The organism is Streptomyces sp. NPDC017890 (assembly GCF_044328675.1).
Taxonomy (GTDB): domain Bacteria; phylum Actinomycetota; class Actinomycetes; order Streptomycetales; family Streptomycetaceae; genus Streptomyces.
This window is the reverse complement of sequence record NZ_JBIRHU010000010.1, coordinates 220,954-233,834: the sequence shown is the minus strand read 5'-3', so window position 1 is coordinate 233,834 and position 12,881 is coordinate 220,954. Positions and strand designations below refer to the sequence as shown.

11 protein-coding genes and 1 riboswitch are annotated in these 12,881 nt (G+C 70.4%); of the genes, 9 read left to right on the top strand and 2 right to left on the bottom strand.

Translation table 11 applies throughout. The features are described from left to right. Positions 1 to 111 precede the first annotated feature (111 nt). On the bottom strand, positions 112 to 1,245 hold the full coding sequence (gcvT, locus tag ACH4F2_RS15815) for a glycine cleavage system aminomethyltransferase GcvT (RefSeq protein ID WP_398133270.1): 1,134 nt from the start codon (positions 1,243 to 1,245) through the stop codon (positions 112 to 114). A 156-nt stretch (positions 1,246 to 1,401) separates the two neighbouring features. Continuing rightward, a riboswitch (glycine riboswitch) is annotated at positions 1,402 to 1,496 on the bottom strand. A 180-nt stretch (positions 1,497 to 1,676) separates the two neighbouring features. Here gcvT and ACH4F2_RS15810 point away from each other — a divergent pair. The 9 genes from ACH4F2_RS15810 to ACH4F2_RS15770 all read left to right on the top strand — a co-directional run bounded on the left by ACH4F2_RS15810 (position 1,677) and on the right by ACH4F2_RS15770 (position 11,632). Continuing rightward, positions 1,677 to 2,345, top strand: coding sequence for an AAA family ATPase (locus tag ACH4F2_RS15810; protein WP_398133269.1), 669 nt, complete (start codon positions 1,677 to 1,679; stop codon positions 2,343 to 2,345). Between the two features lie 79 nt (positions 2,346 to 2,424). Beyond that, a complete protein-coding gene (locus ACH4F2_RS15805; protein WP_398133268.1) occupies positions 2,425 to 3,189 on the top strand; it encodes an enhanced serine sensitivity protein SseB in 765 nt (254 codons plus the stop codon). A gap of 190 nt (positions 3,190 to 3,379) precedes the next feature. Then, complete coding sequence (locus tag ACH4F2_RS15800; RefSeq protein ID WP_398133267.1) at positions 3,380 to 4,177, top strand: enhanced serine sensitivity protein SseB C-terminal domain-containing protein; 798 nt, start codon at positions 3,380 to 3,382, stop codon at positions 4,175 to 4,177. 314 nt (positions 4,178 to 4,491) lie between these two features. Then, on the top strand, positions 4,492 to 5,499 hold the full coding sequence (locus ACH4F2_RS15795) for an ABC transporter permease (protein ID WP_398133266.1): 1,008 nt from the start codon (positions 4,492 to 4,494) through the stop codon (positions 5,497 to 5,499). Between the two features lie 70 nt (positions 5,500 to 5,569). After that, positions 5,570 to 7,372: an ABC transporter substrate-binding protein gene (locus ACH4F2_RS15790; RefSeq protein ID WP_398133265.1), complete on the top strand. Its 1,803-nt coding sequence runs from the start codon at positions 5,570 to 5,572 to the stop codon at positions 7,370 to 7,372. 107 nt (positions 7,373 to 7,479) lie between these two features. Next, positions 7,480 to 8,478: an ABC transporter permease gene (locus ACH4F2_RS15785; RefSeq protein WP_398133264.1), complete on the top strand. Its 999-nt coding sequence runs from the start codon at positions 7,480 to 7,482 to the stop codon at positions 8,476 to 8,478. Then, complete coding sequence (locus ACH4F2_RS15780; protein WP_398133263.1) at positions 8,475 to 9,572, top strand: ABC transporter ATP-binding protein; 1,098 nt, start codon at positions 8,475 to 8,477, stop codon at positions 9,570 to 9,572. The genes ACH4F2_RS15785 and ACH4F2_RS15780 overlap by 4 nt, the downstream gene beginning before the upstream one ends. Positions 9,573 to 9,595: 23 nt before the next feature. Next, positions 9,596 to 10,903: an ABC transporter ATP-binding protein gene (locus tag ACH4F2_RS15775; protein WP_398133262.1), complete on the top strand. Its 1,308-nt coding sequence runs from the start codon at positions 9,596 to 9,598 to the stop codon at positions 10,901 to 10,903. Between the two features lie 69 nt (positions 10,904 to 10,972). Beyond that, positions 10,973 to 11,632, top strand: coding sequence for a trimeric intracellular cation channel family protein (locus ACH4F2_RS15770; protein WP_398133261.1), 660 nt, complete (start codon positions 10,973 to 10,975; stop codon positions 11,630 to 11,632). 16 nt (positions 11,633 to 11,648) lie between these two features. Here the strand turns inward: ACH4F2_RS15770 and ACH4F2_RS15765 are convergent, their stop codons facing one another. Continuing rightward, positions 11,649 to 12,872, bottom strand: coding sequence for an erythromycin esterase family protein (locus ACH4F2_RS15765; RefSeq protein ID WP_398133260.1), 1,224 nt, complete (start codon positions 12,870 to 12,872; stop codon positions 11,649 to 11,651). Positions 12,873 to 12,881 lie beyond the last annotated feature (9 nt).

Below are 12,881 nucleotides of genomic sequence, written 5' to 3'. Positions count from 1 at the left end.
GGGCTGCTGAGGGAGGGGCTGCTGGAACCGCTGTTGCAGCCGCTGCTGGAACCGCTGGTGAGCAGCGAGGACGCGCGCGGGGCGACGAGGGCCCCGCGGTCCGCCCAGTGTCTACTTCCGGCGCTTGTAGAACGGCAGCGCCACGACCTCGTACGGCTCGTGACTGCCCCGGATGTCCACGCCGACACCCGCGGTGCCCGGCGCCGCGTGCGCCGGGTCGACGTAAGCCATGGCGATCGGCTTGCCCAGCGTCGGGGACGGCGCCCCGGAGGTGACCTCGCCGACGACCTCGCCGCCGGCGACGACCTGGTACCCGGCGCGCGGCACCCGGCGGCCCTCGGCGACCAGGCCGACCAGGACGCGGGGCGGCTTCTGCTCGGCCCGCGAAGCGGCCTCGGTCAGCGCGGCGCGCCCGACGAAGTCGCCCTCCTTCTCGAACTTCACCACCCGGCCGAGCCCGGCGTCGAAGGGCGTCAGCGCGGTCGTCAGCTCGTGCCCGTACAGCGGCATGCCCGCCTCCAGGCGGAGCGTGTCCCGGCAGGACAGACCGCACGGGACCAGCCCGGCGCCCTCGCCCGCCCGGGTCAGCGCCTGCCACAGCTCCACGGCGTGCTCCGGCTTCACGAAGAGCTCGAAGCCGTCCTCGCCGGTGTAGCCGGTGCGCGCGATCAGCGCCGGGACGCCCGCGACCGTGCCGGGCAGGCCGGCGTAGTACTTCAGGCCGTCCAGGTCGGCGTCGGTCAGCGACGCGAGGATCCCCGCGGACTCGGGGCCCTGCACGGCGAGCAGCGCGTAGGCGTCGCGGTCGTCGCGGACCTCGGCGTCGAAACCGGCGGCCCGCTCGGTCAGCGCGTCCAGCACCACCTGGGCGTTGGAGGCGTTGGCGACGACCATGTAGTGGGAAGACCCGGCTTCGGCTTCGGTGAGCCGGTAGACGATCAGGTCGTCCAGGATGCCGCCGTCCTCGCGGCAGATCATGGTGTAGCGGGCGCGGCCCGGCTTCACACTGCCGATGTTGCCGACCAGCGCGAAGTTCAGCAGTTCGGCGGCGTGCGGACCGGTGACCGTGATCTCACCCATGTGCGAGAGGTCGAAGAGCCCGGCCCGGGTGCGCACCGCGACGTGCTCGTCCCGCTCGGAGCCGTAGCGCAGGGGCATGTCCCAGCCGGCGAAGTCGGTCATCGTCGCGCCCAGCGCGCGATGCGTGGCATCGAGCGCGGTACGGCGGAGTTCGGTACTGCTCATCGGTCGTTCGTCTCCCAGGACAGGACGTGGCGAGGTCGGTCCTCCCCATCTGTCATCGGAACCTGAGAGGTTCGCCACGACCACCGGAGCGCGGCGGCCAGGACTTGCACCTTGGGTGGGGCAGCCGTCGAACGGCGGCCCGCTTTTCAGATGTGCCTCGCCCGCGCGGTAACGGGGCCTGAGAGATTCAAGGGAGGGACTTGCTCCTTCGGCGCCCCGGCGACGACCGGGGACTCTCCCGCGCGGATTCAAACGGCCGGTATGCAGTTGGCGCCGCCATCATTGCACGCCCCGCCCGTTCGTGGGCAGGCCGCTGTCTGTAACCGGCTTGTGGCAGTAAGCGCACGAAAACGCGAGACCTGCGCATTACCTTCTCTTTACACTCGACGGGGATGAGAACTCGTGAACCGCCCCAGGGGAGGACGATCACGGTGAACAGGACCACGGCGTACGCCACGACCTCGGGTCTCGCGCTGCCCGAGCAGCCCGTCGCCCCGGCAGCCCGGGCGTGCGCCGAACTGCCCGCAGCCGTCGTCCGCGACCTGCGGGACCGGGGCGGCCGCAGCCCGCACGCCCTGCTCTTCGGACCCCGGGACCTGGTGGTGATCACCGGCCTGCCCGGCAGCGGCAAGTCCACGCTGATGAAGCGCACCGTGCGCGGACCGCGCATCGACTCCCAGGACACCCGGGACCGCTGGGACCACCGCATGCCGCGCTATGTGCCGTACGGGCTCTACCGCCCCCTCGTCCGCCTCTCCCACTACGCCGGACTGCGCAGAGCGCTGCGCTCCGGCAAGGGCGTCGTCGTGCACGACTGCGGCACCCAGGCCTGGGTGCGCGGCTGGCTGGCCCGCGAGGCCCGCCGCCGCGGGGGCACCCTGCACCTGCTGCTGCTCGACGTGGAGGCCGACGAGGCCCTGGCCGGCCAGCGCGAGCGCGGCCGGGGCGTGACGCGGTACGCCTTCCTGCGGCACCGCGCGGCCAACACCCGCCTGCTGCGCGCGGTGACCGAGGGCACCCTGCCGGCCGGCTGCACCTCGGCGATCCTCCTGGACCGGGCGGCGGCGAACAGGCTCCGCCGGATCGCCTTCACGGGGTGACGCACCGTAGGGCCGCGGAGCCGAACGGGTTAGCCTTTCCCGTCACAGCAGCGGTACCAGTCAGGCGGTAGGCGGACAGATGGACTTCCCGGCACAGGCGCACCACCCGCACGGCGGGTGGCCCGGCAACGAACTGGAGGAGGTGCTGTCCGCCTCCCTCGGCGTGCCGGGCGCCGGCGGCCGGATCGTGGAGGTGCTCGGCCGGAGCTTCGTGTGGATCCCCCTGCCGAACGGCGGCGGCCCGCACAACGGCCCCCTCGACCTGCCCTCCCTGGAGGTCGACGGCCAGGCCTACGTACCGGTGTTCAGCTCCGAGGAGCAGCTCCGCCAGGTCGCCGGCGCGCAGATGGCGTACACCATCGCCCCCGCGGCGGAGTTCGCCCGCGGCCTGCCCCCGCAGGTCGGCATCGCCGTGAACCCGGACGGCGTGGTCGGCATCCCGCTGCCGCCGCCGGCCGTGGCCGAGCTGTGCCGGGCCGGCCGCACCCCGCTGGACGGGCCCGCGTCCGGCGGCCGGGTCCGCCTCTTCGAGCCGGACTGGCAGGACGACCCGGTGGACTTCCTGGCCGCGGCCTCCGCCGAGTTCGCCGCCGTCGGCGTCGTGCGCACCGCCCGCCGCTGTCTGGCCGCCATCGAGACCGCCGACCCCGTCATGTTCGTCGGCGTCGAACTCACCCACTGGGAGGGCGACGCCCGAGCCCTCCCCCTCGACGCCCTGGGCCGGGCCCTCGCCAAGGCCCCCCTGAAGACCCAGGTCAACCTGGTCCTTCTGGAGGCCGCCCAGGACCCGGTCTGCGACTGGATGCGGGCGAACGTCCGCCCGTTCTACGACCGGGACTTGTGAGCGCCGGGCAGGGAAGCGCCCCGCGGGGGCGCGGGGCTGTGACACATGCGGCTCCTGCCGCGGGCGCGACCAGCCGCGACGAACCCGCACTCGCGGGCGGACACCGCGCCCCGAGCGCGTAGGCGCCCCGCGTCCGGCGGAGCCTTAAGCTGGTTTCACGACCGGGGAACTTCTCGAAGGGGCGATACGCGTGAGCGCCAGCGGCACCACGACCGGACAGGTCGAGCACATGCTGCGCCAGGTGACGCCCGGGCGCTACGACGCCTACGAGGCGCTGCTGCGCGCACTCGCCACCCCCACGTCCGGCCAGGTCTGGATGCTGCTCTGGCACGGCCAGGCCGGCTCCCCGGACGCCCAGTACGGGAACATGGAGGTCGACGGCTACGGCTACGCGCCCTGCGTCACCTCCGCCCAGGAGCTGTCGGCCAGCGGCTGGAACCGGTCGTACGAGGTGGTCGACGGCCTGGAGGCGGCCCGCGCCCTCTACCCGGACCACTACGGACTGTGGCTCAACCCGCACGCCCCCGGCGGCGGCGTCGGCATCCCCTGGCTCGACCTGCGCCGCATCGCCTCCGGCCTGGACCGCCAGCCGGCGGGGCCCCTGCGCCTGTCCGAACCGGCCATCGAGGTCCCCCAGTTCTACGCCCTGCTCGCGCAGAACGCCCACCGCACCCCGGCGGTCCGCGCGTTGCGCCGCGCCTGGGTGCAGCCGGCGCTGGGGGCGCCGTATCTGGCCATCGGTCTCGACGTGTACGACACCTCCCCGCCGGCCGTCGACGCGGTGCGCGCGATGATGCAGCAGTCCGTCGGCGCCGTGCCGGAGGGGCTGCCGGTGTCGACGGTGGCGATGACCGACGCCCACGATCCGGTCGCCATGTGGCTGCGGGCCCACGCCCGCCCGTTCTACGACCGCGAAGCCCACGTGGCCGCCCCCGCCCAGGCACCGGCGGGCGGATACGGATACCCTCCGGCCGGGGGCCGGTACTGACCGTCGCGCGGCTCGCCCCGCCGACGGCGCGGGGACATCTTCGCGCGTAGACGAGGGCGTAAGACCCCACCCTGCCCCTGATGTCCAACTCATCCCTGTCCGGCCCCCGTTACCCAGTGTCCGGATAACGGAACACCTCAAACAGCATCACGGTTGCGCATCCATTCCCCGTCAAGTCTGGCTACAGATCGCCAAACCGTTGAAGACTCCCGCAACAAGGGGTGATTGGTCGCCCCTGCGTACGACGGACTGACCACGCCGCTACAGCGGCAAGTGCGGGCCGGCTACCGCCGGTTGAGAGGGGTCCCTGCCAGATGACGGCACCATTGCACGAGCCGACCGCGGAAGCGGCCCCGAGTGCTGCCGAGGAAGCGGCGGTTGCCCGCGCCGATGCCAAGGCGGTACAGGGGCGTTCCCTGGGCCGGATCGCCTGGGAGCGCCTGAAACGGGACAAGCTGGCCCTCACGGGCGGCGTCGTGGTGCTCGTCCTCATCGTGATCGCGATCTTCGCGCCCCTGATCACGTCCCTCTACGGGCAGGATCCCAACGCCTTCAACGAGGACAGGATCGACCCGCTGTTCGGCACCCCCGTGGGTTCCCTGGGCGGGATCAGCGGCGAGCACTGGCTGGGCGTCGAACCGGTCAACGGCCGCGACGTCTTCGCCCGCGTCGTCCACGGCGCCCGGATCTCGCTGCTCGTCGGCTTCCTGTCCGCGATGGTCGCCGTGGTCATCGGCACGGTCCTGGGTGTCCTGGCCGGCTTCTTCGGCGGCTGGGTCGACGCCGTCATCAGCCGGGTCATGGACGGCCTGCTGGCCTTCCCGCAGCTGCTGTTCATCATCGCGCTGGTCTCCGTCATGCCCGACAACATGCTGGGACTGAGCGGCACGGGCGTGCGACTGCTCATGATGATCCTGGTCATCGGCTTCTTCGGCTGGCCCTACATCGGTCGTGTGGTCCGCGGCCAGACACTCTCGATGCGTGAACGGGAGTACGTCGAGGCGGCCCGGTCCCTGGGAGCCGGACGGTTCTACATCCTGTTCAAGGAACTGCTGCCCAACCTGGTGGCGCCGATCATCGTCTACACCACGATGATGATCCCCACCAACATCCTCACCGAGGCGGCGCTCAGCTTCCTGGGCGTGGGCGTCAAGCCGCCCACCTCCTCCTGGGGGCAGATGCTCTCGAGCGCGATCGACTACTACAAGTCGGATCCCATGTACATGGTGGTCCCCGGTGTGGCGATCTTCATCACCGTTCTTGCCTTCAACCTCTTCGGCGACGGCGTGCGTGACGCGCTGGACCCGAAGGGCTCCCGCTGACCTGCCGTACCGGCAAGCGACCCGTGGCACCTGCACGGGGTCTCTCATCTAATCCGGAGGATCCGAGATCGTGACTACCCAACGCACCTCAGGGCGGCGCAAGCAGGCTTTGGCCGCTGCCGCAGTGGTCGCCGCGCTGCTGACCACGGCGGCGTGCGGCGGCGGCGGCGACGACGGCGGCAACGGCGGCGGTTCGAAGAGCGGCGCGGCCGCCTTCGACGCGGCCAACAACAAGGTCCTTCAGGCCTCCGAGGCCAAGAAGGGCGGCGAGCTGAAGTTCGCCAGCTCGCAGGACGCCGACTCGTGGGACACCACGCGTGGCTACTACGGCTTCATGTGGAACTTCTCCCGCTACTACAGCCGCCAGCTCGTCACGAACAAGACGGAGCCGGGCGCCGCCGGAGCCCAGGTCACCCCCGACCTCGCCACCGGCCTCGCCAAGGTCTCGGACGACGGCAAGACCTACACGTACACCCTGCGTGACGGCATCACCTGGGAGGACGGCAAGCCGATCACCTCCAAGGACGTCAAGTACGGCATCGAGCGTGTCTGGGCCCAGGACGTGCTGTCCGGCGGCCCGGTCTACCTGAAGGACGTCCTCGACCCCAAGGGCGAGTACCAGGGCCCGTACAAGGACAAGTCCGCGGACAAGCTCGGCCTGAAGGCGATCGAGACCCCCGACGACAAGACCATCGTCTTCAAGCTGCCGTCGGCCAACTCGGACTTCGAGGAGATGCTGGCCCTGACCTCGGCGTCCCCGGTCCGCCAGGACAAGGACACCAAGTCCAAGTACGGCCTGCGCCCGTTCTCCTCGGGCCCGTACAAGTTCGAGTCCTACAACCCCGGCAAGGACCTCACCCTGGTCCGCAACACCGAGTGGAAGCAGGAGTCGGACCCGGTCCGCAAGGCGTACCCGGACAAGATCACGATCAAGTTCTTCTCCAACGCCAACGACCTGGACGCCCGCCTGATCGCCGGCGACTACGACCTGGACCTGGCCCAGACCGGCCTGTCCCCGCAGGGCCGTACCACCGCCCTGCAGGAGCACAAGGGCAACCTGGACAACCCGGTCTCGGGTTACATCCGGTACGCCTCGTTCCCGCAGAACGTGAAGCCGTTCGACAACATCCACTGCCGCAAGGCCGTGCTCTACGGGGCCGACCACGTCTCGCTGCAGACCGCGCGCGGCGGCCCGGTCGCCGGTGGCGACATCGGCACCAACATGCTGCCGCCGTCCGTCCCGGGCTCCGAGGGCCAGAAGTACGACCCGTACGGCATGGCCGGTGAGAACAAGAAGGGCAACGTCGCCAAGGCCAAGGAAGAGCTGAAGGCCTGCGGCCAGCCGAACGGCTTCAAGACCACCATCGCCGTCCGCAACAACAAGCCGGTCGAGGTGGCCACCGCCGAGTCCCTCCAGGCGTCGCTGAAGAAGGTCGGCATCGACGTCGAGATCGACCAGTACGACGGTGCGCAGTACGCCAGCACCATCGGTGCCCCTGCGAACGTGCAGAAGAAGGGCTACGGCATCATCATCATGGGCTGGGGCCCGGACTTCCCGTCCGTGCAGGGCTACGGTCTGCCGCTGTGGCACAGCGAGTACATCCTCGACAGCGCGAACAACAACTTCGCGATGATCAAGGACAAGAAGATCGACGGTCTGTTCGCGGACTACCTGACCCAGCTGGACGACGCGGGCAAGGCCAAGATCGCCACGGAGATCAACCACACGGTGATGGACGGCGCGTACTACCTGCCCTTCGTCTTCGAGAAGTTCATCAACTGGCGCTCCAGCCGACTGGCGAACGTGTACACCACCGACGGCTACAGCGGTATGTACGACTTCGTCAACCTCGGTCTGAAGTCCTCGAAGTAACCGGTACACCCGCCGTACGGCACGAAAGGCAGGTGAAGGCCGGCGCGGCGTGACCGCGGGCCGCCGGAAGACCTCCGGCGGCCCTGGTCCGCAGCGGGCCGCAACCCGTGCTCGCTTATCTCATCAGGCGGCTGTTCGCCGCCGCAGTGATGCTCGTGGTCATCATCCTGGTGGTCTTCGGCATCTTCTTCCTCGTCCCGAAGTGGGCGGGCGTCGACGTCGCCCTGAGCTTCGTGGGCAAGCAGGCGGACCCCGCAGCCGTCGAGGGTGTGCGACAGAAGCTGGGTCTGAGCGACCCGGTCTTCGTCCAGGCCTGGGAGTTCTTCAAGGGCATCTTCGTGGGCCGCACCTACGCGGCCGGCGGTGACGTCACCAACTGCGCCGCGCCGTGCTTCGGCTACTCCTTCCGTACCGAGCAGTCCGTGTGGCCGGTGCTGACCGAGCGTTTCCCGGTGACCCTGGCTCTCGCGCTCGGTGCGGCCGTCCTGTGGCTGATCTTCGGCCTCGCCGCCGGTGTGCTCTCCGCGCTCAAGCGGGGCACCCTGTGGGACCGCGGCGCGATGGTCGTCGCGCTGGCGGGCGTCTCCCTCCCCATCTACTTCACCGGCCTGGTCAGCCTGGCGGTCTTCTCCTACGGGCTGGGCTGGATCGACGGTCAGTTCGTGCCCCTGGAGGAGAGCGTCACCGGCTGGCTCGGCGGCATGATCCTGCCCTGGGTCACCCTGGCCTTCCTGTACGCCGCGATGTACGCCCGGATCACCCGGGCGACGATGATGGAGATCCTCGGCGAGGACTACATCCGCACCGCGCGCGCCAAGGGCCTCAAGGAGCAGGTCGTCATCCGCAAGCACGCCATGCGGTCGACCCTGACCCCCCTGCTCACCATGCTCGGCATGGACCTCGGCGCCCTCATGGGCGGCGCGATCCTGACCGAGACCACGTTCAGCCTCCCCGGCCTCGGTCAGAAGGTGCTGGACGCGATCCAGAACCAGGACCTGCCGTTTATCCTTGGCGTCGTCCTCATCACTTCTCTCGCGGTGCTGATCGCCAACCTCGTGGTGGACGTCCTGTACGCCGTGATCGACCCCCGAGTGAGGCTCGCATGACCGAACTCAGCAAGAGCGGGGCAGCCGTGGGCGAGCCCACCGGCACCTCGCCCGCGCCGAAGGCCTTCCTGGAAGTACGCGACCTGAAGGTGCACTTCCCGACCGACGACGGCCTGGTCAAGTCCGTCGACGGGCTCAGCTTCCAGCTGGAGAAGGGCAAGACCCTCGGCATCGTGGGCGAGTCCGGCTCCGGCAAGTCGGTGACCTCGCTCGGCATCATGGGCCTGCACACCGCCGGACAGTACGGCAGGCGCAAGGCGCAGATCTCGGGCGAGATCTGGCTGGACGGCACCGAGCTGCTGTCCGCCGACCCGGACCACGTGCGCAAGCTGCGCGGCCGTGAGATGGCGATGATCTTCCAGGATCCGCTGTCCGCGCTGCACCCGTACTACACGATCGGCCAGCAGATCGTGGAGGCGTACCGCATCCACCACGACGTGGACAAGAAGACCGCCAAGCGCCGTGCGGTGGAGATGCTCGACCGCGTCGGCATCCCGCAGCCGGACAAGCGGGTGGACAGCTACCCGCACGAGTTCTCCGGCGGTATGCGCCAGCGTGCGATGATCGCGATGTCGCTGGTCAACAACCCCGAGCTGCTCATCGCGGACGAGCCGACCACCGCCCTGGACGTGACCGTCCAGGCGCAGATCCTCGACCTCATCCGGGACCTGCAGACGGAGTTCGGCTCCGCGGTCATCGTCATCACCCACGACCTGGGCGTCGTCGCCGAGCTGGCCGACGACCTCCTGGTGATGTACGGCGGCCGGTGCGTCGAGCGGGGCCCGGCGGAGAAGGTGTTCTACGAGCCCCGGCACCCCTACACCTGGGGCCTGCTCGGCTCGATGCCGCGGCTCGACCGCGACCAGCAGGAACGCCTCATCCCGGTCAAGGGCTCCCCGCCCTCCCTGATCAACCTCCCGTCCGGCTGCGCCTTCAACCCGCGCTGCCCGTACGCCGACGTGCCCAAGGACGACGTCACCCGCACGGTCCGCCCCGAGCTGACCGAGGTCGGCAGCAAGCACTGGGCCGCCTGCCACATGTCGCAGGAGCAGCGGGAGCGTATCTGGACCGAAGAGATTGCGCCGAAGCTGTGAGCGAGAACGCCAAGGACGAAGCAGTGGCCATTCCTGCGCAGAGCGACGGCACACAGAGCGAGGCCGCCGGCACCGCCACCCTCACCAAGGACGCCGCCCCCGGCGAGACCCTGCTGAAGGTGACCGGGCTGCAGAAGCACTTCCCGATCAAGAAGGGTCTGCTGCAGCGCCAGGTCGGCGCGGTGCGCGCCGTCGACGGCATCGACTTCGAGGTGAAGTCCGGCGAGACCCTCGGTGTCGTGGGCGAGTCCGGCTGCGGCAAGTCGACCATGGGCCGGCTGATCACCCGCCTCCTGGAGCCGACCGCAGGAAAGGTCGAGTTCCAGGGCAAGGACATCACCCACCTCGGGGTCGGCGGGATGCGTCCGCTGCGCCGCGACGTGCAGATGATCTTCCAGGACCCGTACTCCTCGCTGAACCCGCGCCACACCATCGGCACGATCGTCAGCGCCCCCTTCAAGCTCCAGGGCGTCGAGCCCGAGGGCGGGGTCAAGAAGGAGGTGCAGCGGCTGCTGTCGGTGGTCGGTCTCAACCCCGAGCACTACAACCGCTACCCGCACGAGTTCTCCGGCGGTCAGCGCCAGCGCATCGGCATCGCCCGCGCGCTCGCGCTGAACCCGAGGCTGGTCGTCGCGGACGAGCCGGTCTCCGCGCTCGACGTGTCGATCCAGGCCCAGGTCGTCAACCTGCTCGACGACCTCCAGCAGGAGCTGGGCCTGACGTACGTGATCATCGCGCACGACCTGTCCGTCGTCCGGCACGTCTCGGACCGGATCGCGGTGATGTACCTCGGCAAGATCATGGAGCTGGCCGACCGCGACCTGATCTACAAGTCGCCGATGCACCCGTACACCAAGGCGCTGATGTCGGCGGTCCCGATCCCGGACCCGGCGCGCAAGTCGGCGAAGAGCGAGCGCATCCTGCTCAAGGGCGACGTGCCCTCGCCGATCGCGCCGCCGAGCGGATGCCGCTTCCACACCCGGTGCTGGAAGGCGACGCAGATCTGCACGACGACCGAGCCGCCGCTGAAGGAGCTGCGCCCCGGCCAGCAGGTCGCCTGCCACCACCCGGAGAACTTCGAGGACCAGGCCCCGCAGGACGTCGTCCTGCTCTCCGACGCCAAGGAGGCGGCGGAGCTGGTGTCCGAGAAGGCGCTGGCCGAGTCGGCGGCGACCTCGGCGGCGGTGGCCGCGGAGCTCGAGGCCGACGCCGAGGGTGCTGAGAGTGCCGAGGGTGCTGAGAGTGCCGACGGTGCCGAGGGTGCCGAGGGTGCCGAGGGTGCCGAGGGCGCCAAGGGTGCCGACGAGGAGCCTCCCGCCAAGGAGAAGTGAGCTGTCCTACCGATGAGCCCCCGCCTTCGTTTGTAAGGCGGGGGCTCATCAGCAGGTAAGAATGGAAGGGTGTACGAGCAACTCTTCAGCCCCACCGTCCAGCACACCCTCGACCTGGTCGGCATCTTCGTCTTCGCCATCTCCGGCGCGCTGCTGGCCGTACGCAAGAACTTCGACGTGTTCGGCATCGCCGTCCTCGCCGAGGTCACCGCGCTGGGCGGCGGGCTGTTCCGGGACCTGGTCATCGGCGCCGTACCGCCCGCGGCCTTCACGGACCTGGGGTACTTCCTCACCCCGCTCTTCGCCACCCTGCTGGTCTTCTTCCTCCACCCCCACGTCGAGCGCCTCCAGACCGGCGTGAACATCTTCGACGCGGCCGGCCTCGGCCTGTTCTGCGTCGCCGGCACGACCAAGGCGTACGACTACGGGCTCGGCCTGACCGCCTCCGCCTGCCTGGGCCTGGCCACGGCCGTGGGCGGCGGCGTACTGCGGGACGTGCTGGCCAACGAGGTGCCGTCGCTGCTGCGCTGGGACCGCGACCTGTACGCCGTCCCGGCGATCGTCGGCGCCGCCATGGTCGCCCTGTGCATCCGCTACGAGGCACTCACCCCGTTCACCACCGGACTCGCGGTGGTCACGGCCTTCACCCTGCGCCTGCTCGCCCTGCGGTTCCACTGGCGGGCCCCGCGCGCCTGGAACCGGCGGTCCACGGTGACGGAGGGGGAGTGAGGCCCGGGGACGGGCGTCACCGCCGGTCCGGGACGTCCTTGACGAACAGCAGCCCGTCGATCGCGGCCAGGTGGGCCGGGTCGAGGGAGGCGTAGCCGAACCAGGGGGACACGCGGTGCGCGGGCCGCGTCCCGCCCAGGGCGGTGGCCAGCCGCGAGGCGTCGACGACACATCGGTCCTCCGGGAGCCCGTACAGGAGTCCCTCGACGGTGTCCGGCGGCGGGGCGTCCACTCCCCGGTGCCGGATCGTGCCGAGGGCCGTGGCGAGGAAGGCGTACTCCCCGCCGAGCCGGGCGCTCACCAGCGCACCGGCGCTCCACCACTCCACCGGCCCCTGCCACATCCGCATCGTGCTCTTCTCCCGCTGGAGATGGGAGTTCTGGGCGTGGACGAGTGCCGGGCCCCGGTCGGCGAGCGCGAGGAGGTTCTCGGCCATCATCCGGTCCCGCACGCCCAGCAGCCGGTTCATGCGGGCCGGCGAGGTGTCGGCCATCCAGTGGTGGTACCGCAGCAGGCCGGTCGCGGTACGCCCGTACAGGCGCGCCCGGTCCCAGTCGTCCCGTGAGGCCGCCGCGAGCAGGTGCGGCGTCTGCTCGTCGAGCAGTGACACCAGGTCGTCGGCGAGCAGCCGCAGCTCCCCGGCCTCGGCCGACCGCCCCACGGACCGGGCCGGGTCCGTCATCGCGGCGGGCTCGGTCCACCGGTCGTCGGCGCCGAGCAGGCGGTCGAGCGTCTCCGCGGTGCACGGGAGCAGGCCCGCGTCCACCCCGGCCCGCTCGAGGCAGCCGTGGAGCGCGGTGAGGGCCTGCCGGGGGCTCGCGGCGCCGGTGATCTCCAGCGGGCCGTCGAAACCGGCGAAGCGGAGCCGCTCGGAGGCGGGCCGGCCGTCGTCGTCGGCGCGCTCGTTGTGGGCGCGCATCCAGCGCACGAGTTCGCGGTTGGCGGCCGACGCCCCCCAGCCGTGGCTGAACCCGCGCTCCATGACCTCGTCGAGGGTGCCCGTGCCGGAGGTGACGTAGTCGTCCACGACCAGGCCCATCAGGCAGTCGCTCTCGATCGCGATCGTCCGGTAGCCCTCCTGCTCGACGAGCTGCCGGAAGAGCCCGTTGCGGATCTCGAGCAGCGTGTCCTCGCCGTGGGTGGGCTCGCCCAGGGCGAGCAGGCGGGGCCGGGCGGGGAGCAGCCCCATGACGGAGGCGGCCTCGACGGGGTGGACGGTGTCCTTGATGCCAGTAGCCATGCCCTCAAC